This window comes from Bradyrhizobium sp. USDA 4452 (assembly GCF_054063575.1).
The window spans coordinates 8,612,437-8,632,542 of sequence record NZ_JBSSGK010000001.1; the positions used below are offsets into that span (position 1 = coordinate 8,612,437).

The 20,106-nt window shown below is 64.0% G+C and carries 19 protein-coding genes; 15 read left to right on the forward strand and 4 right to left on the reverse strand.

Annotation, left to right across the window (positions count from 1 at the left end):
• Positions 1-3 precede the first annotated feature (3 nt).
• Entirely contained in the window at positions 4-702 is a 699-nt protein-coding gene (locus ACVISU_RS40925) for an ABC transporter ATP-binding protein (RefSeq protein WP_050402416.1), read from the forward strand.
• A 110-nt stretch (positions 703-812) separates the two neighbouring features.
• Here ACVISU_RS40925 and ACVISU_RS40930 read toward each other — a convergent pair whose 3' ends face one another.
• Positions 813-1,094, reverse strand: coding sequence for a DUF3551 domain-containing protein (locus ACVISU_RS40930; RefSeq protein ID WP_456710712.1), 282 nt, complete (start codon positions 1,092-1,094; stop codon positions 813-815).
• 117 nt (positions 1,095-1,211) lie between these two features.
• A complete protein-coding gene (locus ACVISU_RS40935; RefSeq protein ID WP_244522032.1) occupies positions 1,212-1,508 on the reverse strand; it encodes a DUF3551 domain-containing protein in 297 nt (98 codons plus the stop codon).
• A gap of 296 nt (positions 1,509-1,804) precedes the next feature.
• Between ACVISU_RS40935 and ACVISU_RS40940 the strand changes: the two genes are divergently transcribed.
• Positions 1,805-2,539, forward strand: coding sequence for an outer membrane protein (locus ACVISU_RS40940; RefSeq protein WP_050402419.1), 735 nt, complete (start codon positions 1,805-1,807; stop codon positions 2,537-2,539).
• A gap of 179 nt (positions 2,540-2,718) precedes the next feature.
• Here ACVISU_RS40940 and ACVISU_RS40945 read toward each other — a convergent pair whose 3' ends face one another.
• Positions 2,719-2,982, reverse strand: a complete 264-nt coding sequence (locus ACVISU_RS40945; protein ID WP_456710713.1) for a hypothetical protein — start codon at positions 2,980-2,982, stop codon at positions 2,719-2,721.
• Between the two features lie 608 nt (positions 2,983-3,590).
• On the opposite strand from ACVISU_RS40945, the gene dnaE reads away from it, so the two are divergent.
• The 13 genes from dnaE to fabZ all read left to right on the forward strand — a co-directional run bounded on the left by dnaE (position 3,591) and on the right by fabZ (position 19,774).
• Positions 3,591-7,115, forward strand: a complete 3,525-nt coding sequence (gene dnaE, locus ACVISU_RS40950) for a DNA polymerase III subunit alpha (RefSeq protein WP_456710714.1) — start codon at positions 3,591-3,593, stop codon at positions 7,113-7,115.
• Positions 7,116-7,230: 115 nt separating this feature from the next.
• Positions 7,231-7,752, forward strand: coding sequence for a hypothetical protein (locus ACVISU_RS40955; RefSeq protein WP_456710715.1), 522 nt, complete (start codon positions 7,231-7,233; stop codon positions 7,750-7,752).
• 194 nt (positions 7,753-7,946) lie between these two features.
• The gene (locus ACVISU_RS40960; RefSeq protein ID WP_050402422.1) at positions 7,947-8,939 is read left to right on the forward strand and encodes a 30S ribosomal protein S2; all 993 of its coding nucleotides are present in this window, start codon (positions 7,947-7,949) and stop codon (positions 8,937-8,939) included.
• A gap of 127 nt (positions 8,940-9,066) precedes the next feature.
• Complete coding sequence (gene tsf, locus ACVISU_RS40965; RefSeq protein WP_456710716.1) at positions 9,067-9,990, forward strand: translation elongation factor Ts; 924 nt, start codon at positions 9,067-9,069, stop codon at positions 9,988-9,990.
• Positions 9,991-10,060: 70 nt separating this feature from the next.
• Positions 10,061-10,777, forward strand: coding sequence for a UMP kinase (gene pyrH / locus ACVISU_RS40970; protein WP_456710717.1), 717 nt, complete (start codon positions 10,061-10,063; stop codon positions 10,775-10,777).
• A 73-nt stretch (positions 10,778-10,850) separates the two neighbouring features.
• On the forward strand, positions 10,851-11,414 hold the full coding sequence (gene frr / locus ACVISU_RS40975; protein WP_050402425.1) for a ribosome recycling factor: 564 nt from the start codon (positions 10,851-10,853) through the stop codon (positions 11,412-11,414).
• A 20-nt stretch (positions 11,415-11,434) separates the two neighbouring features.
• Positions 11,435-12,193, forward strand: a complete 759-nt coding sequence (locus ACVISU_RS40980; protein WP_456710718.1) for an isoprenyl transferase — start codon at positions 11,435-11,437, stop codon at positions 12,191-12,193.
• Positions 12,190-13,074: a phosphatidate cytidylyltransferase gene (locus ACVISU_RS40985; protein ID WP_456710719.1), complete on the forward strand. Its 885-nt coding sequence runs from the start codon at positions 12,190-12,192 to the stop codon at positions 13,072-13,074. The genes ACVISU_RS40980 and ACVISU_RS40985 overlap by 4 nt, the downstream gene beginning before the upstream one ends.
• A gap of 4 nt (positions 13,075-13,078) precedes the next feature.
• Positions 13,079-14,305: a 1-deoxy-D-xylulose-5-phosphate reductoisomerase gene (dxr, locus tag ACVISU_RS40990; protein WP_456710720.1), complete on the forward strand. Its 1,227-nt coding sequence runs from the start codon at positions 13,079-13,081 to the stop codon at positions 14,303-14,305.
• Between the two features lie 44 nt (positions 14,306-14,349).
• The gene (gene rseP, locus ACVISU_RS40995; RefSeq protein ID WP_456710721.1) at positions 14,350-15,501 is read left to right on the forward strand and encodes an RIP metalloprotease RseP; all 1,152 of its coding nucleotides are present in this window, start codon (positions 14,350-14,352) and stop codon (positions 15,499-15,501) included.
• Positions 15,502-15,678: 177 nt separating this feature from the next.
• Positions 15,679-18,222: an outer membrane protein assembly factor BamA gene (bamA, locus tag ACVISU_RS41000; protein WP_456710722.1), complete on the forward strand. Its 2,544-nt coding sequence runs from the start codon at positions 15,679-15,681 to the stop codon at positions 18,220-18,222.
• 32 nt (positions 18,223-18,254) lie between these two features.
• The gene (lpxD, locus tag ACVISU_RS41005) at positions 18,255-19,316 is read left to right on the forward strand and encodes a UDP-3-O-(3-hydroxymyristoyl)glucosamine N-acyltransferase (RefSeq protein WP_456710723.1); all 1,062 of its coding nucleotides are present in this window, start codon (positions 18,255-18,257) and stop codon (positions 19,314-19,316) included.
• A complete protein-coding gene (fabZ, locus tag ACVISU_RS41010; RefSeq protein WP_456710724.1) occupies positions 19,316-19,774 on the forward strand; it encodes a 3-hydroxyacyl-ACP dehydratase FabZ in 459 nt (152 codons plus the stop codon). Before lpxD ends, fabZ begins: the two co-directional genes overlap by 1 nt.
• A 6-nt stretch (positions 19,775-19,780) precedes the next feature.
• On the opposite strand, the gene ACVISU_RS41015 is transcribed toward fabZ, so the two are convergent.
• Positions 19,781-20,104 (reverse strand): KTSC domain-containing protein, encoded by a 324-nt coding sequence (locus ACVISU_RS41015; protein ID WP_456710725.1) that lies wholly within the window; start codon positions 20,102-20,104, stop codon positions 19,781-19,783.
• Between the last annotated feature and the right edge of the window lie 2 nt (positions 20,105-20,106).

Genomic DNA, 20,106 nt, shown 5'->3' on the forward strand with positions numbered 1-20,106 from the left:
CACATGGCGGAGGGGGCGGAAGACGTACCGGTTGTCTATCTTCACGATATCAAGCGGGAATACCGGCAGGGCGAGGCGACGCTGACGATCCTGAACGGTGCCAAGCTGGCGCTGTGGCCCGGTCAATCGGTGGCGCTGGTGGCGCCGTCGGGATCCGGCAAGTCGACGCTGCTGCACATCGCGGGCCTGCTGGAGAGCCCCGATGAGGGTGAGGTCTATGTCGCGGGCACGCCGACCTCGCAGATGTCCGACATCGACCGCACGCAGATTCGTCGCTCCGATATCGGCTTCGTCTATCAGTCGCACCGGCTGCTGCCGGAGTTTTCGGCGCTCGAGAACGTCATGCTGCCGCAGATGATTCGTGGCCTCAAGCGCTCCGAAACCGTGAAACGTGCGACCGAGATCCTCGCCTATCTCGGGCTTGGCGATCGCATCACCCATCGTCCCGCAGAACTCTCGGGTGGTGAACAGCAGCGCGTGGCGATCGCGCGCGCGGTTGCGAACGCACCGCGGGTGCTGTTTGCGGACGAGCCCACCGGAAATCTGGATCCGGGAACGGCCGATCACGTGTTCAACGCGCTGATGCAGCTCGTGAAGGCGACCCGCGTCGCGATGCTGATCGCGACCCACAATTTGGATCTCGCCGCGCGGATGGATCGCCGGGTGTCGCTGTCGAACGGACAGGTCGTCGAACTCGAATAGCGCTTCGCGTGAAGTGGGTCGCGATTCGTGTGAAGAATGCTCGCTAAGCGCTGGAAATCTAAAGACTTTTCCGGTATGATTGAATCGAAGTGGAAGGCGCGCTTGGGCCTTCAATAGGCGGGGCGAGGCCGTTTGCCAGACTGGCTCGGCCGGCGATCGATCGGCGGCCCGGCATAATAGGGATTGTTGATGCAAATCGCGGCGAGGCCGGACGCTGAGGCCCGGCACTGCTGCAGTGACGTGTAACCGCAGTCGGTATCCTCACCGCCCCATCGGTAGTTCGTCTTGCAGACCGGCGAAGTCGAATCGTATTTCTGGGCATTGGCTGGCGTGCTTGCGATGGCACCCAGCGCTAGGAGCGCCGGAAACAGTACCAGAATCAGGTTTCGCATCAGAAGCTCCAGTCGATCTGGCGCCGGCAACGCTCCCGCCGAACGTCGGTGCGAATAGGCACCGGCGGGCCGGAGCGATCAACTCACATTCCCGCGGCGGCGCCACCCGGCCGGATGTCAGTGAATGAACAGGTCGAAAAAATTGCCCTCACGGCGATCACGCGGAGAGGCATGCAGATAGGAGCGCGGGTCGTTGTCGCCGGCATAATAGGGATTGGCGATGCAGTTCTGTCCGATGCCCGAGGCGGTGGCGAGGCACGCCTCATAGGACGGATAGGAGCAGTTGCTGAGGCCGGGATAGCGATCGCCCTGGATGCAGAACGGGTAGCGCACGCCGACGGCATGCGAGGGCGCCGTACCAAGGGTAGCGAGCGCAAGCACAGACGCCGCAGCAGCAAGAATCATCGTCCGCATGTGCATTCCTTAATCGCTGCGAAGATTCGATCTCGGCGACGATCCAAATCGGACAAGCCGGTTCCGGTCAACACGATCTTGCGGGCAGCTTGCCCAAGCAGTTTTGAATTGTGAAAATTGTGCGGCAGCTATGTGGCAAAAGTTCCAAGAAGTGCTTGTAACGCAGTATTAACTTCAAATTTGAGCGAAGTCGTTTGGGCCTGCCTGTTGCAGCGAAGTTACAGCAATTCCGACGGGGGCTGCTATGACGGTGTCTCGCGGCCTTGGGGGCCTGTAGAAAAAGTTGGAACGGGAAAATGAAAAAGATTTTGCTTGTCACCGCCAGCCTGCTCGCGCTCAGCGCGACTGCTGCCTCTGCGGCTGACCTCGCGGCTCGCCCTTACACGAAGGCTCCGCCGCCCATGGTTGCCGCTGTGTATGATTGGACCGGCTTCTACATCGGTATCAACGGTGGTTGGGGCCAGAGCCACGACAACCGTTCGGTCGACGGCATCGGCCAGGCCGGCAGCTACGACGCCAACGGCGGCACCGTCGGTGGCCAGATCGGCTACCGCTGGCAGACCGGCGGCTGGGTCTGGGGCCTGGAAGCTCAGGGCAACTGGGCTGACTTCTCCGGCAGCACGGGCAACCTGCTCGTCCCGGGCGGCACCGTTCGCTCGAAGACCGATGCGTTCGGCCTGTTCACCGGCCAGATCGGCTATGCCTGGAACAACGTCCTGCTGTACGCCAAGGGCGGTGCTGCGGTCACCGATCGCAACTACCAGTTCCTGGCACCCGGCGGCGCGCTGGCGTCCCAGACCGGCTACGACACCCGTTGGAGCCCGACGGTCGGCGTTGGCCTCGAATTCGCCTTCGCTCAGGGCTGGTCGCTCGGCGTCGAATACAACCACATCTTCGAAGACACGCACGGTGCGACCTTCGTCACCCCGGCTGGCGTCGGTGTGACCGGCTTCCACACCGGTGGCGACACCGACATGGTCCTTGGCCGTCTGAACTACAAGTTCGGTGGCCCGATCGTCGCACGTTACTGATCGCTCGCTTAATCCAAGCGGCATCGAAAACCCCGGGCTTCGGCCCGGGGTTTTTTGTTGGCCTGGTGGATTAACCATCGGCCGTGAACGCAGCGGGTTTTTGTCTTGCTCCGATTGAGCTCGTAGGGAGCTCTGTCGTGCCCGCCAATACAAGCGGCCGGTAACGAGCCACGTGCTCCTTAGTCGAAATCAGCGAAGTCGAGCCCGGCGTTGGCCTTGGATGCATCGTTAATGCAGTCCGAATACGCGCGCCACCTTTCGACGAAGCCGTAACCCTTGGCCTGTTGCGCCGCCTTCGCCTTGCATTCGGCCTTGATGTGCTTGACGATGGCCTGCTGTCTCTTGGACACCTTTTCTGCGCTGGCCGGCGTCAGCGTTAGAACCAAAATCGCGAGTGCATTGACAGGAAGTCTTGCTGCAATGGTGGTGGAGGTACGAGGCATCGCGATGCTCCCCCGAGATTGTTGATCGCTACTTCACGCTGAGGCCGGAACACTCAGCCCCTCGACCTTAGGCTTCGCTCCTGCGCTTTCCTCTGCTCACGGGGAGTACTGGAATCAAACGGGCTTGGTGCCGTCAGCTTCCGGCCGTCGCCTCGCGCGCGTTCTCATCAGAACAGCACCCAAAACCCCCGCGGTTAACTATCAAGATCACTTTCCTGATCGGTCCATCGCTGTAGCTTGACTCCGAGAACAAAAAAGGAACAATGTTCTGCATACGTTCCAGTTTAGGGAGAGCGGCCATGTTGAAGATTTTCGTGCAGGAAGCTGCAGCGCTGGCGTCGATCACGCTGTTCGTCGGGATGATCGCGGTTTGGGCCCAGCTGATCACCCAGTTCTGAGCTGATCACCCAGTTCTGAAATGTGCCCGCGGAACAGGGGGCCCAGGTTGCATCTGGGGAAAAGCAGGACGACCTGCCGCCACGCCGCCTTCGACGTGGACTTGGCAGGACCCAGGCCCCACGATGGGGATGCGAGTCGGGTCTGATGCTTTCGAGTTCCGGCTTTGGTACTCGCGCCATCCCTGCCTCCAAGAGATCCCGTAAGCAGCCATGCCGAACGCCGGATTCGTTCATCTACACGTCCATTCCGCCTATTCGCTGCTGAAGGGCTCGATCAAGATCGCCAAGCTCGGCGAGCTCGCCAAGGCCGACCGCCAGCCGGCGCTGGCGCTCACCGATACCGACAACATGTTCGGGGCGCTGGAATTCTCCGACAAGATGGCCGGCTACGGCATCCAGCCGATCGTCGGCTGCGAGTTGGCGGTGGATTTCGGCGATGTCGACCCCAATACGCGGAGCATCCTGGCGACGACGGGTCCGGCGCGAATCGTGCTGCTGGCGGCACGCGAGCGCGGGTACCAGAACCTGATGCGGCTGAACTCGCGGGCGTTCCTGGAGACGCCGGTGAACCAGACGCCGCACATCAAGCTCGACTGGCTCATCGACGCCGCCGAGGATCTGATCGCCCTGACCGGCGGGCCCGATGGGCCGATCGCGCTGGCGCTGCGTGCCGAGCAGGCGGCGCTGGCGGCGACCCGCTGCGAACGCCTGGCGAGCCTGTTCGGCGATCGTCTCTACGTCGAATTGCAGCGCCACGGCATCGACAAGGAGCGCCGCACCGAGGGCGGCCTGATCGACCTCGCCTACAGCAAGGGCCTGCCGCTGGTTGCGACCAACGAGCCGTATTTCGCCAGCAGTGACGACTACGAATCGCATGATGCGTTGCTGTGCATCGCCGGCGGCCATTTGATCGCCGAGACCAACCGCGAGCAACTGACCCCGGATCACCGCTTCAAGACCCGCGCGGAAATGGCGGTGCTGTTCGCCGACATTCCGGAGGCGCTGGCCTCGACGGTGGAGATCGCCGAGCGCTGCTCGTTCCGCCCGAAGACCCGCAAGCCGATCCTGCCGTTCTTCACGGTCGGTGCCGCCGCGAGCTCCGACGCCGCCGCCGACGAAGCCGCCGAGCTGAAACGCCAGGCGGAGGAGGGGCTCGCCAACCGCCTGCGGGTGCACGGTCTGTCGCCGGGCATGACGGAGGAGGACTACGCCAAACGGCTTGCCTTCGAGCTCGACGTCATTACCCGCATGAAATACGCGGGCTACTTCCTGATCGTCTCGGACTTCATCAAATGGGCGAAGGCGCAGGGCATTCCGGTAGGACCGGGCCGCGGCTCCGGCGCCGGCTCGCTGGTCGCCTGGGTGCTGACGATCACCGACCTCGATCCGATGCGCTTCGCGCTGCTGTTCGAGCGCTTCCTCAATCCCGAACGCGTCTCGATGCCGGACTTCGACATCGACTTCTGCCAGGACCGCCGCGGCGAGGTGATCCAGTACGTGCAGGAGCGCTACGGCCGCGACCAGGTAGCGCAGATCATCACCTTCGGTACGCTGCAGGCGCGCGGAGTGCTGCGCGACGTCGGTCGCGTGCTGCAGATGCCGTACGGGCAGGTCGACAAGCTGACCAAGCTGGTGCCGCAGAATCCCGCCGCGCCGGTGACGCTGGCGCAGGCGATCGAAGGCGAGCCCAAGCTGCAGGCGTTCCGCGACGAGGATCCGGTGGTGGCGCGGGCGTTCGACATCGCCCAGCGCCTCGAAGGCCTGACGCGCCACGCCTCGACCCACGCCGCGGGCATCGTGATCGGCGACCGGCCGCTGAGCGAGCTGGTGCCGATGTACCGCGATCCGAAATCCGACATGCCGGTCACGCAGTTCAACATGAAATGGGTCGAGCCGGCGGGCCTCGTGAAGTTCGACTTCCTCGGCCTCAAGACGCTGACGGTGCTCGACGTCGCGGTCAAGCTGCTGAAGCAGCGCGACGTCCATGTCGACCTCGCGACGCTGCCGATCGACGATGCGCCGAGCTATCAGATGCTGGCGAGGGGCGACGTCGTCGGCGTGTTCCAGGTGGAAAGCCAGGGCATGCGGCGCGCGCTGATCGACATGCGGCCGGACCGCTTCGAGGACATCATCGCGCTGGTGGCACTGTATCGGCCGGGCCCAATGGCGAACATCCCGACCTATTGCGCGCGCAAGCACGGCGACGAGGAGCCGGAATATCTGCATCCGATCCTGGAGCCGATCCTCAAGGAGACCTTCGGCGTCATCATCTACCAGGAGCAGGTGATGCAGATCGCGCAGCAGATGGCGGGCTACTCGCTCGGCCAGGCCGACCTGCTGCGCCGCGCGATGGGCAAGAAGATCCGCGCCGAGATGGACAAGCAGCGCGACATCTTCGTCGCCGGCGCGATGAAGAACGGCGTGTCGAAGGGCCAGGCGGAGACGATCTTCGAGCTGCTCGCCAAGTTCGCCGACTACGGCTTCAACAAGAGCCACGCGGCGGCCTATGCGCTGGTGTCGTACCACACCGCCTACATGAAGGCGCACTACCCGGTCGAGTTCCTCGCGGCGTCGATGACGCTCGAACTCAACAACACCGACAAGCTCTCCGAATTCCGCTCCGAGGCGCAGCGGCTCGGCATCAAGGTCGAAGCGCCCAACATCAATCGCTCCGGCCCGACCTTCGAAGTCAGCGGCAACACGATCTACTACGCGCTCGCCGCGCTGAAGGGCGTCGGCATCCAGGCGGTCGAGCAGATCATCGAGGAGCGCAACAAGAAGGGCGCCTTCACCTCGCTGGCGGATTTCGCCGCGCGAGTGAGTCCGCGCGCCGTCAACAAGCGGATCATCGAAAGCCTCGCGGCGGCCGGCGCGTTCGACACGCTGGATCCGAACCGGGCCCGCGTCTTCGCCGGCGCCGATGCGATCCTCGCCGCTTGCCAGCGCAGCCACGAGGCGGCGACCTCGGGCCAGAACGACATGTTCGGCAGCGCGCCGGATGCGCCCAGCATCACGCTGCCGCAGGTCGAGCCATGGCTGCCCGCGGACCGGCTGCGGCGCGAATATGACGCGATCGGCTTCTTCCTGTCGGGCCATCCGCTCGACGACTACGCGACCGCGCTGAAGCGGCTGCGCGTGCAATCTTGGGCGGAATTCTCGCGCGCGGTGAAGACCGGCGCGACGGCAGGCAAGGTCGCGGCAACCGTGGTGTCGCGGATGGAACGGCGCACCAAGACCGGCAACAAGATGGGCATCATGGGCCTGTCGGATCCGACCGGCCATTTCGAGGCGGTGCTGTTTTCCGAAGGCCTCGCGCAGTACCGGGACGTGCTGGAGCCGGGGGCTGCCGTGCTGTTGCAACTCGGCGCCGAACTGCAGGGCGAGGACGTGCGGGCGCGGGTGCTGCACGCCGAGCCGCTGGATCACGCCGCGGCCAAGACGCAAAAGGGCCTGCGGATTTTCGTGCGCGACACCAAGCCGCTGGATTCGATCGCGCGCCGGCTCAACATGCCGGACGCCACGCCCGCCCCGGGTGCTCCCGCAAAGGCGCCAGTGGTAAAGCCGGCCGCCGCGCCGCCACCCGCGGCCGGCGCGGATGGTGACGTCTCGCTGGTGATGATGCTGGACCTCGAGACCGAGGTCGAGATGAAGCTGCCCGGCCGCTACAAGGTCTCGCCGCAGATCGCCGGCGCGATCAAGGCGGTCGCGGGAGTGGTCGACGTCCAGACGCTGTAGACTCGACCACGCCCCGTGCCCTTGATCGCTTGTTTCACCGCTGGCAGGCCATTACGACATTGCAACCCAAACGTGTATCGGCTTAGTGTGGTGCCGGGCTGGTTTGAGGGGCGCAATGTTCTGGCGGGGAATGGTGCTGTTGGTCGCGGCCGTGCTGTTGTGCGGTTGTGAAACGACGCAGAGGAATGGGCTCGACTATGCGGCAATGACGCAGAAGGTAGGCCCGCCAAAGGCGGGACACGGGCGCGTCGTGATGCTCCGGGAGAAGGACTTCGCCAACATCGCCGACAGGGCCTTTGAGTTCCAGCTTGACGGCGTGCCTGTCCAGGGCCTCAAAACCGGGACCTACGTCTATGTCGATCGTCCGGCCGGCCAGCTGACGGCGAACGAGGCCGGCTTTCCAGGCGTGACAGAACGGGCCTTCGCGATCCAGGCGGGCCAGACCCAATTCTACCTGGTTCGGATGAGCGAGCGAAAGAGCGCCATCCTGGCTTCGTCGGCGAATACGGGATTGTTGGGCTTGGCCCTAAGCACCGCCATCACCTCCGGCTACAAGAATCCCGGGCCGCTCGATTTCTTGCCCTTGGAGGATTCCGCGGCCCGGACCACGATCGCGGAGCTGCGGCTGGCCGAATAGGGGCTGTTTCGGCGCGATTTAGACCCATCTGGCCGGCCTAGCCGGCCGTATTTCCTTGCTTCTGGCGCAAATCGCGCTATATAGCGCGCCATCTCACACGGAAACATGGCTCTCAAAGGCCGTCCGGTGGCAACCGGGCCATTCAGGCGCGTTGCTCACACGTTTCCGGAGGAACCAACCGGAGAATTAGATCTATGTCGCTGCCCGAATTCAACATGCGTCAGCTTTTGGAAGCTGGCGTTCACTTTGGCCACCAGGCCCACCGCTGGAACCCGAAGATGCAGGATTACATCTTCGGCGCCCGCAACAACATCCACATCATCGACCTCGCGCAGACCGTGCCGATGCTGCATCGCGCCCTGCAGGCGGTCAGCGATACCGTCGCCAAGGGCGGCCGCATCCTGTTCGTCGGCACCAAGCGCTCGGCCCAGGACGGCGTTGCCGATGCGGCCAAGCGTTCGGCGCAGTACTTCGTCAATTCGCGCTGGCTCGGCGGCACGCTGACCAACTGGAAGACGATCTCGGCCTCGATCAAGCGCCTGCGTCATCTCGACGACGTGCTGTCGTCGGGCGAAGCCAACTCCTACACCAAGAAGGAGCGGCTGACGCTGCAGCGCGAGCGCGACAAGCTCGACCGGTCGCTCGGCGGCATCAAGGACATGGGCGGTCTTCCCGACATGATCTTCGTGATCGACACCAACAAGGAAGACATCGCGATCCAGGAAGCCCAGCGGCTCAACATCCCGGTCGCTGCGATCGTCGACACCAATTCGGACCCCAAGGGCATCACCTATGTGGTGCCGGGCAATGACGACGCTGGCCGCGCGATCTCGCTGTACTGCGACCTCGTGGCGCGCGCCGCCATTGACGGCATCTCGCGCGCGCAGGGCGATTCCGGAATCGACATCGGTGCGTCGGCTGCGCCCGTGCAGGAAGAGCTCCCGGCGGCTGCGCCGTCCGGCTTCCAGGGCCTTGCTGGTCCGCGCGGCACCGCCGACAACCTCAAGAAGCTCACCGGCGTGTCCGGTGCGATCGAGAAGAAGCTCAACGATCTCGGCATCTTCCACTACTGGCAGCTCGCCGAGCTCGACCACGACACCGCGCACAAGATCGGCGAAGAAGTCGGTCTGCCGAGCCGTGCGGACGCCTGGGTCGCCCAGGCCAAGACGCTCGCCGAAGCGGAATAAAAGTTACGCGGCGTGGCCGGGTCTCGCCCGGCCGCCGCTTCTATTCCACGAACAACGATTTCCCTGTTGCAGACGGCGGCGCCATCGGGCGCCGCGGTTTCTGTACAGGCAAGAAGGACATTGAACGATGGCAACGATCACAGCAGCGATGGTCAAGGAGCTCCGCGAGTCGACCGGCGCGGGCATGATGGATTGCAAGGCGGCGCTGACCGAGAACAACGGCGACATGCAGGAGGCGCAGGATTGGCTGCGCAAGAAGGGTCTCTCCAAGGCCGCCAAGAAGGCCGGCCGCGTGGCGGCCGAGGGCCTGATCGGCGCGCTGACCTCCGGCACCAAGGGTGTGCTGGTCGAGGTCAACTCCGAGACCGACTTCGTCGCGCGCAACGAGCAGTTCCAGGGTCTGGTCAAGATGATCGCCCAGGTCGCGCTCAAGCACGGCGCCGATGTCGAGACCATCAAGGCGTCCAAGGTCGGCGACGCTACCGTCGAGACTGCGATCTCCGACGCGATCGCGACCATTGGCGAGAACATGACGCTGCGCCGCGCCGCCTCGCTCGAGGTGAGCAAGGGTGTGGTGTCGAGCTACGTCCATAACGCCGTCGTCGAAGGCGCCGGCAAGATCGGCGTCATCGTGGCGCTGGAGTCTGCCGGCAAGACCGACGAGCTCGCCGTGCTCGGCCGTCAGCTCGCCATGCACGTCGCGGCGGCAAAGCCGCTGGCGCTCGATCCGGCCGGGCTCGATCCGGAGACGGTCAAGCGCGAGAAGGACGTGCTGGCCGACAAGTACCGCCAGCAGGGCAAGCCGGAGAACGTCATCGAGAAGATCGTCGATTCCGGCCTGAAGACCTACTACAAGGAAGTCTGCCTGCTCGATCAGGCCTTCATCCACGATAGCGGCAAGTCGGTTGCCCAGGCGGTGAAGGAAGCTGAGGGTAAGGTCGGCGGGCCGATCAAAATCGCTGGCTTTGTGAACTATGCTCTCGGTGAGGGAATCGAGAAGCAGGAAAGCGACTTCGCCGCCGAAGTCGCGGCCGCCAGCGGCAAGAAGTAACCGCTGACACCAAGGCGTCCGGCGCACGCGCCGGAGGCCTGCCTGCGCGGGATGAGAAAGCGATCGCATCATGGCTGAGCCGATCTATCGTCGCGTGGTGATCAAGCTGTCCGGCGAATATCTGGCCGGCTCCCACGGGTTCGGTATCGACCAACCGACCGTCGACCGCGTCGCCGACGACCTGATCTCGGCTCGCAAGCTCGGCGTCGAGGTCGCGGTCGTGATCGGCGGCGGCAACATCGTTCGCGGCGTCGAGGTATCCTCGCGCGGCGTGTCCCGGCCGACCGGCGACACCATGGGCATGCTGGCCACCATGATGAACTGCCTTGCGCTCGAGGCAGCGATCGAGCGCAAGGGGACGGCGGCACGGACCTTGTCGGCGTTCGTGATGCCGGAGATCTCCGAGCTGTTCACGCGTAGTGCAGCGCACAAATATCTCGCCGAGGGACGCGTCGTCCTGCTCGGCGGTGGAACCGGCAACCCGTTCTTCACCACCGATACCACCGCCGTGCTGCGCGCGGCCGAGATCGGCGCAGAGGCGGTGCTGAAAGCCACCAATGTCGACGGCGTCTACAGCGCCGATCCGAAGAAGGACCCCAAAGCCAAGCGCTTTGACCGCCTGACCCATTCGCAGGCGATCGAGGGCGGCTACAAGGTCATGGACGCGACCGCTTTCGCACTTGCCCGCGAGACGTCGCTGCCTATCATCGTGTTCTCAATCGCGGAGCCCGGTTCGATCGGTGCGATTCTGCGTGGATCCGGACACGGCACGGTCGTCGCCGGCTGATTGCGGCGCCTCCGGGTCCAGACTTTGGACCCGAGGGCGTCGACAGCCGGTTTCTAGTGAAGGGAGAAGCGTCATGGCCGCAGCTGGTTTTGACATCAACGACGTGAAGCGCCGCATGCAGGGCGCCACACAAGCGCTCAAGCACGAGCTCGGCGGTCTGCGTACCGGCCGTGCTGCGGCCTCCATGCTGGAGCCGGTCCAGGTCGAGGCTTACGGCTCGCATATGCCGCTCAACCAGGTTGCGACCATCAGCGTGCCCGAGCCGCGCCTGCTCTCGGTGCAGGTCTGGGACAAGACGATGGTGAAGGCCGTGGAGAAGGCGATCGTCGACTCCAACCTCGGCCTTTCGCCGGCAACCGAGGGGCAGGTGCTGCGCTTGCGGATTCCCGAACTCAACGAGGAGCGTCGCAAGGAACTGGTCAAGGTCGCGCACAAATACGCGGAAGCGGCGAAGGTCGCGGTACGCCACGTGCGCCGCGACGGCCTCGACGTGATCAAGAAGCTCGAGAAGAATCACGAGATTTCCGAGGACGATCAGGAGCGCCTGTCGAACGAGGTGCAGAAGGCGACCGACGGCGTGATCGCCGAAGTCGATCAGCTGCTTGCCGCCAAGGAAAAGGAAATCCTGACGGTCTGAAGGCCTACGGGAACGAGCCGATGTCGAATGCCGCCGCTGCAGCAACTGACGGACCGGATCGCTCCGGCACTCCGTTGCACGTGGCTGTTATCATGGACGGCAACGGGCGCTGGGCCGCCTCGCGCGGCCTGCCGCGCGTCGAGGGCCATCGCCGCGGTGTCGAGGCGCTGCGCCGCGTGGTGCGTGCGGCCCATGAACTCGGCATCGTCTATCTCACGATCTTTTCGTTCAGCTCGGAAAACTGGTCGCGGCCGGCCAGCGAGATCGGCGATCTGTTCGGCCTGCTGCGCCGCTTCATCCGCAACGATCTGGCGACGCTGCACCGTGACGGCGTGCGGGTGCGCGTGATCGGCGAGCGCGCCGGGCTCGACCCCGATATCTGCGCGCTGCTGAACGAGGCCGAGGAGCTGACGCGGAATAACGTCAAGCTCAACCTTGTGGTCGCCTTCAATTACGGCTCTCGGGCGGAGATCGCTGCCGCCGCGCGGCGCCTTGCGCGCGAGGTCGCCGAGGGCAAGCGCGACGCCAATTCCATTGATGCCGATACGCTCGGGCAATATCTCGATGCGCCCGACATTCCGGATCCGGATTTGATCATCCGCACCAGCGGCGAGCAGCGGCTGTCGAACTTCCTGATGTGGCAGGCCGCCTATAGCGAGCTCGTGTTCGTGCCGATCCACTGGCCGGATTTCGACAAGGCGGCGCTCGAAGGCGCGATCGCGGAATACGGCAAGCGTGAGCGCCGGTTCGGCGGCCTCGCCGCGAAAACCGGCTCGTGAGCGAGCGCGAAGCCGCATCGGCGGCAGCAAGCGAGCAGCCGCCGGCTTCAAGCGAGCAGGGCTCGCGCAACCTCGCGATGCGCGTGGCGGCCGCGCTGGTGCTGGCGCCGATCGCGATCGCAGTGGCCTTTATTGGGGGCATCGCCTGGTCAGCATTGGTGACGCTGGCGGCGGTCGGATTGTTCGTGGAATGGCTCATGGTCACCGGGCTCGGGCGCCAATCTAGCGTCGCCGGGCTTGGTGTGACCGCATTGCTGATCTCCGGATATTACCTGATGTCCGGCCATCTCGATGCGGCCCTGCGTGTGCTCGTCGTCGGCGTGTTTGTCGTGGCGTTGGCCGCGGGTCTGCAGCGCAACTGGGCTTCTGCGGGATGGGCGATTGCGGGATTGCTCTATGCTGCGGCCGCCGAGATCGCGTCGGTGCTGCTGCGTCTCGATACGGCGAAGGGCTTTGCCGCGCTGATGTTCGTGTTGCTGATCGTGTGGGTCACCGATATCGGCGGCTATTTCGCGGGCCGCAGCATCGGCGGGCCGAAGCTTTGGGTGCGGGTCAGCCCGAAGAAGACATGGGCCGGCGCGGCCGGCGGTTTCGTCGCGAGCTTGTTGGTTGCTGCCTGCTTTGCCGCCTTCGAGATCGGCACGACGGGCCCGCTGCTGATGCTCGGAGCCGTGTTGTCGGTGGTCTCGCAACTCGGCGATCTCTTCGAATCCGCTGTGAAGCGGCGGTTCGGGGTGAAGGATTCGAGCCACATCATTCCCGGCCATGGCGGCCTCTTGGATCGCCTGGACGGATTTGTCGCGGCCGTCATTATGGCGGCGATTTTCGGCTTTCTCCGTGGTGGCGCCGATGGCGTCGGACGCGGTCTTATGGTTTGGTGATGAGATGAGCGCAGTTCCGTTGCGTAACAACAAGGCCGTGGCGGCATCGGCCGTACGGACCGTGACCGTCCTTGGTGCCACCGGCTCGATCGGCGACAGCACGATGGATCTGTTGCGTGGTGCGCGCGACCGCTACCGGGTCGAGGCGCTGACCGCGAACAGCAATGTCGAGGGCCTCGCCAAGCTCGCCAAGGAGTTCGGCGCGCGGTTCGCCGCCATCGCCGATCCGGCGAAGCTTTCCGAACTGAAGGACGCGCTGGCTGGAACCCGGATCGAATGCGGGGCCGGGGAGGGCGCCATCATCGAGGCCGCCGCGCGGCCGGCGGACTGGGTGATGGCGGCGGTCAGCGGCGCGGCCGGATTGAAGCCGGCACTTGCCGCCGTCGACCGCGGCGCGACCGTCGCACTCGCCAACAAGGAATGCCTGGTCTGTGCCGGTGACATCTTCATGGAACGGGCCAAGAAGGCCGGCGCCTGCATCCTGCCGGCCGATTCCGAACATAATGCGCTGTTCCAGGCGCTGGCATCAGGCAATCGCGAGGAGCTGACGCGGGTGATCATCACTGCGTCCGGCGGGCCGTTCCGCACCTGGGCTCCCGCCGACATCGAGCAGGCGACGCTGGAACAGGCGCTGAAGCATCCCAACTGGAGCATGGGGCAGAAGATCACGATCGATTCCGCCTCAATGATGAACAAGGGCCTCGAGGTGATCGAGGCATCCTACCTGTTCGCCCTGGCGCCCGACGAGATCGACGTGCTGGTGCATCCGCAGTCGATCATCCATGGCATGGTCGAGTTCTCCGACCGCTCGGTGGTCGCCCAGCTCGGCACGCCCGACATGCGGATTCCGATCGCGCACTGCCTCGGCTGGCCCGACCGCGTCGTCGGCCCGTCAGCCAAGCTCGATCTCGCAAAAATCGGACAGCTCACCTTCGAGGCGCCGGACTTCCAGCGCTTCCCGGGACTGCGGCTCGCCTATGAGGCGCTGCGGCGCGGCCACGGCGCGACGACGGTCTACAACGCAGCGAACGAGATCGCGGTCGCCGCGTTTATTGCCGGCAAGATTAAGTTCGGCGCGATCGCCCGGCTGGTCGAGGCGACGATGAACGATTGGATCAGGTCGGGGAATCAGCCACCACTGCGCTCGGCGGATGATGCGATTTCCGTTGACCATATCGCGCGAAATAAAGCCGCCGCCCTATTGCCTCAAATTGCCTTAAAGGCAACCTAGAGGGTTGGGGACGGAGCTTGATCGCTCTTGTCGAGGGGAGTTCGATGCCCGAGTATTTTCTTCATAGTGTCAATGCGTTGAGCCATGGGCTCCTCGGCTATATCGTTCCCTTTCTCTTCGTCCTGACCATCGTCGTTTTCTTTCACGAGCTCGGCCATTTCCTGGTCGCGCGCTGGGCCGGCGTGAAGGTGCTGACATTCTCGCTGGGGTTCGGGCCGGAGCTTGCCGGCTTCAACGACCGGCATGGCACACGCTGGAAGATTTCGGCGATTCCACTCGGCGGTTACGTCAAGTTCTTCGGCGACGACAGCGAGGCGTCGACGCCATCGACGGAGACGCTCGCCGCCATGACGGCGGAGGAGCGCGAAGGCAGCTTCCATCACAAGTCGGTCGGCAAGCGCACCGCCATCGTCGCGGCCGGTCCGGTGGCGAACTTCATTCTCGGCGCCCTGATCTTCGCCGGGATGGCGCTCTATTACGGCAAGCCCAGCACCATCGCCCGGGTCGACGGCCTGGTTGCCGAGAGCGCCGCTGCGAGCGCGGGCTTTAAGGTCGGTGATGTCGTGGTTGATATCGACGGCAGCGCGATCCAGAGCTTCGCCGACATGCAGCGGATCGTAGCTTCGAATGCTGGTTCAGAGCTTGGTTTCAAAGTGAAACGAGACGGCGCGATCGTCGCGCTGAAGGCGACGCCGGCGCTGAAGGAGGTCAAGGACCCCTTCGGCAATGCCCACCGAATCGGCGTGCTCGGAATCGAGCACAAGGCTCAGGTCGGCGAAGCATCCAGCGCCCCGGTCGGCGTCTTTGAAGCCATGAAGATCGGTGTCGAGCAGGTTTGGTATATTATTTCGAGCACGTTCAAGTTCCTGGGCTCGCTGTTCGTCGGAACCGGCAATCCGGCCGAGGTGAGCGGGGTGATCGGAATCGCGAAGCTGTCGGGCCAGGCCGCGAGCGCCGGGTTCCAGTTCGTCGTCAACCTCTGCGCCATCCTTTCGGTCTCGATCGGGCTGTTGAATTTGTTCCCGATCCCGCTTCTGGATGGTGGACACCTGCTGTTCTACGGCGCGGAGGCGCTTCGTGGACGCCCGCTTTCAGAGCGGACGCAGGAGGTGGGTTTCCGAATCGGGCTTGGTTTGGTTCTGATGCTGATGGTGTTTGCGACGTATAACGACATCCTCAGAATCGCAGGGTCCTGAAACGGGGCTTTTCTGTGGCGTTGCCAATGGGCAACGTCTTGGAACGAAAATGGAAATGTTCAGCTCTAGCAAGTTTGCCCCCTCGGCAAAGTTGGCTACAAGCTGAGCGGCAGGTTGGGAATCTGTCGGGTCGTTGGGGAACGGTCCGGCATTGCTAAAGATAAGGGCGCGTTGCGCATGATGTTTGGAATGCGAGTGAGGGGGGGGCTGTTCGCCGCCTTGGTCATGTTCGCCGCGCCGGTGGCGGCCACTTTGGCGGCCGTTGCTGTCTCTGCGCCTGCGCAAGCGCAGACCGTCGATTCGATCACGGTGGAGGGGAATCGCCGCGTCGAGCTTGAAACCATCCGCTCCTATTTCCATCCCGGACCGGGCGGTCGGCTGGGCCAGGCCCAGATCGATGACGGTCTGAAGGCGCTGATCGAGACGGGCCTGTTCCAGGACGTGCATATCGATCAGCGGGGCGGGCGCCTCGTCGTGGTCGTGGTCGAGAACCCGGTGATTGGCCGCGTTGCCTTCGAAGGCAACAAGAAGGTCAAGGACGAGCAGCTCACTGCCGAAGTCCAGTCCAAGCCTCGCGGCACCTTCTCGCGTCCGATGGTGCAGTCGGATGCCCTGCGCATCGCCGAGATCTACCGCCGTTCGGGCCGCTACGACGTGCGGGTGAATCCGCAGATCATCGAGCAGCCGAACAACCGTGTCGACCTGATCTTCGAGGTCAATGAAGGCGTGAAGACCGGCGTGCGGTCGATCGAATTCATAGGCAATAACGCTTATTCGGCGTCGCGCCTGCGCGACGTCATCAAGACCCGCGAATCGAACCTGCTGAGCTTCCTTGGCGGCAACGACGTCTACGATCCTGATCGGGTCGAGGCCGACCGTGACCTGCTGCGCCGCTTCTACCTCAAGAACGGCTATGCCGACGTTCAGGTCGTGGCCGCGCTGACCGAATACGATCCCGACAAGAAGGGCTTCCTGGTTACCTTCAAGATCGAAGAGGGCCAGCAGTACCGTGTCGCGGCCGTCAATTATACGTCGTCGATCGCAACGCTCGATCCGAACGCGCTGCGTTCCTTCTCGCGCGTCAACGTCGGCTCGCTCTACAATGCCGAGGCGCTGGAGAAGTCGGTCGAGGAGATGCAGATCGAGGCGTCGCGCCGCGGCTACGCGTTCGCGGTGGTCCGGCCGCGCGGCGATCGCAATTTCGACAACCACACGGTGGCGATCACCTTCGCGATCGATGAAGGTCCGCGCACCTATATCGAGCGCATCAACATCCGCGGCAACAGCCGCACGCGGGATTACGTGATCCGCCGCGAATTCGATATCTCGGAAGGCGATGCCTACAACCGTGCGCTGGTCGACCGTGCCGAGCGCCGGTTGAAGAACCTCGATTTCTTCAAGACCGTGAAGATCACCACCGAGCCCGGATCCTCCAGCGATCGCGTCATCCTGATCGTCGATCTCGAAGAGAAGTCGACCGGCGACTTCTCGGTGTCGGGCGGCTATTCGACCACCGACGGCGCGTTGGCTGAAGTCAGCGTCTCCGAGCGGAACCTGCTCGGCCGCGGCCTGTTCGCGAAGGCGTCGGTGACCTACGGCCAGTATGCCCGCGGCTACTCGCTGTCGTTCGTCGAGCCGTATCTGCTCGACTACCGCGTGGCGCTCGGCCTCGATTTGTACCAGCGCCAGCAGCTCTCCAACAGCTACATCGCCTACGGCACCAAGACGCTCGGCTTCAGCCCGCGTCTCGGCTTCAGCCTGCGGGAAGATCTGTCGCTGCAGTTGCGCTACTCGATCTATCAGCAGGAAATCACCCTGCCGTCGACGCTCAACAACTGTAACAACAATCCCTTCCTGGCTGACGGTGTAACGCCCAATCCTGCGTTCAATCCGAGCCCGGCTTATGCGAACCTGAACGGCATCAGCCTGGTGTCGACCAATGGTCTCGGCTGTTACAGCGACGGCGAAGCCTCGCTGCCGGTCCGCAAGGAGTTGGCGGGCGGCAAGACCCTGACCTCGGCGCTGGGCTACACGCTCAACTACAACACGCTCGACAACAACAAGAACCCGACCGACGGTCTGATCATCGACTTCAAGCAGGACTTCGCCGGCGTCGGCGGCGACGTCAGCTACATCAAGAGCGCGATCGACGCGAAGTACTACACCCCGCTGGTTTCGGACATCGTCGGCGTGATCCACGCCCAGGGCGGCATCCTGAACAAGCTCGGCAGCCAGGATCTGCGCATGCTGGATCACTTCCAGATGGGCCCGAACCTGGTCCGCGGCTTCGCGCCGAACGGCATCGGTCCGCGTGACATCAACCCGTACGGCACCATGGACGCCATCGGTGGCACCAAGTACTGGGGCGTGTCGGCGGAACTGCAGATGCCGTTCTGGTTCCTGCCGAAGGAAGTCGGGCTCAAGGGTGCGGTCTATGCCGACGCCGGCGGCTTGTACGACTACCAGGGACCGACGTCGTGGGCGGCGACGGGCGAAGTCAACCAGCCCGGCTGTATCAGGCCGACGAACAACCCGCCGTCTCCGGGTACCTGCCTGGGTCTGAGCTATGACGACAGCAAGGTTGTCCGTACCTCGGTCGGCGTTGGTCTGATCTGGCAGTCGCCGTTTGGTCCGCTGCGCTTCGACTACGCCGTGCCGCTGACCAAGGGTGCGTATGACCGCGTGCAAGAATTCCGGTTTGGCGGCGGTACGACTTTCTAACCCCGCTGCTCGACCGGACTGCGACGGATGGAATGGCGCAGCCGATCTTCTTCAAGAGTCCTCCTTCGTCATCGCTGGCTGAAATCGCCGCGCTGACGAAGGCGCAACTGGTCGACCCCGAGAGGGGGGCGCTTCAGATCAGGGGGCTGGCCTCGCTCGACGAGGCCGGCCCGATGCATCTCGCCTTTTTCGACAATCTCAAATACGCCGACCAGCTGGCCGCGACCAAGGCCGGCGCCTGCCTGGTCAGCCCGCGTTTCGAGGCGCAGGTGCCGAAGGGCACCGCCGTGCTGCGCGCTGCAAAGCCGTTCCAGGTGTTCGTCGAGCTCGCCCGCGAGTGGCACGCCGATGCACTGCGGCCGCAATCATGGTTCGGGACCGAGGGTATCGCCCCGTCGGCGATCATCGATCCCACCGCGCGCCTCGAGGACGGCGTCATCGTCGATCCGCTGGTCGTGATCGGCCCGCGGGTCGAGATCGGCGCCGGCACCATCATTGGCGGCGGCGCGGTGATCGGCGCCGACGTCAAGATCGGTCGCGACTGCAATGTCGGTGCCAAGACCACCATTCAGTTCGCGTTGATCGGCAACAACGTGCTGATCCACCCTGGCTGCAATATCGGCCAGGACGGCTACGGCTTCATCTTCTTCGGGCCAAAGGGCCATGTGAAAGTGCCGCAGACCGGCCGCGTGGTGATCCAGAACAATGTCGAGGTCGGCGCCGCTTCGACCATCGACCGCGGTTCCCTGCGCGACACCGTGATCGGCGAGGGCACCAAAATCGACAACCAGGTCCAGATCGGCCACAATGTGATCATCGGCCGGCACTGCCTGCTTGCGGCCCAGATCGGGCTCGCCGGCAGTCTGACGGTCGGCGACAACGTCGCGCTCGGCGCCAAGGTGGGCATCAATAACCACCTCAAGATCGGCGACGGCGCCCAGGTGACGGCGATGAGCGCGGTCAAGGACGACATTCCGGCCAATGGTCGCTGGGGCGGGCATTTCGCCAAACCGACCAAGCAGTGGTTCAGGGAAATTATCGCGGTGGAGCGCCTGGTGCGCGACAACGAAGCCAAAGGCAAGGAACAGGAGTGATGGAGGAGGCACCGGTCAAATTCGAGCTCGTGGATATCAACGATATCCTGAAGACGCTCCCGCATCGCTTTCCGATGTTGCTGATCGACCGCGTGATCAAGATCCGCACCGACTACAGCGGCATCGGCATCAAGAACGTCACCTTCAATGAGCCGCCGTTTCAGGGACACTTCCCGGATCGTCCGGTCTACCCCGGCGTGATGATGATCGAAGCGATGGCGCAGACCGCCGGCGTGATCGGCATCAAGTCGGTCGAGGGCACCCAGAAGCCGCGCGCCGTGTATTTTCTCACCATCGACAAGTGCAAGTTCAGGAAGCCGGTGATGCCCGGCGACACCATCGAGTACCACATGCGCTCGCTCGGCCGCCGCAAGACGATGTGGTGGTTTCATGGCGACGCCAGGGTCAACGGCCAGGTCGTCGCCGAGGCCGATGTCGGTGCGATGCTGACGGATTGACGATCGTCAGGACGTTCGGCAGGTGTATCGGCCGTCCGCGCCGGCGATGCGCAGGACGCGATTGAGGAAGACGGCCATCGATGGTGCGATCATCAGCGCATCGTAGGTCTCCATGGGCACGCCGCAATAGTGCAGGTAGCTGGCTCTGACCGCGACCAGCAGCGTGCGCTCGCTTGCGCTGTAGCAGACCCGCTGGATGATCGTGCTGCGGTTGATGTCGCGGCAGTCGAAGGTGGTGAGATCGACGCTCGTGCTGTTGCCGAGATCGACGGTCTCCGGTCCGATCGGCGCGCAGAGCAGGCTGAGGATCAGTGCGGCGGCCCTGACCATGG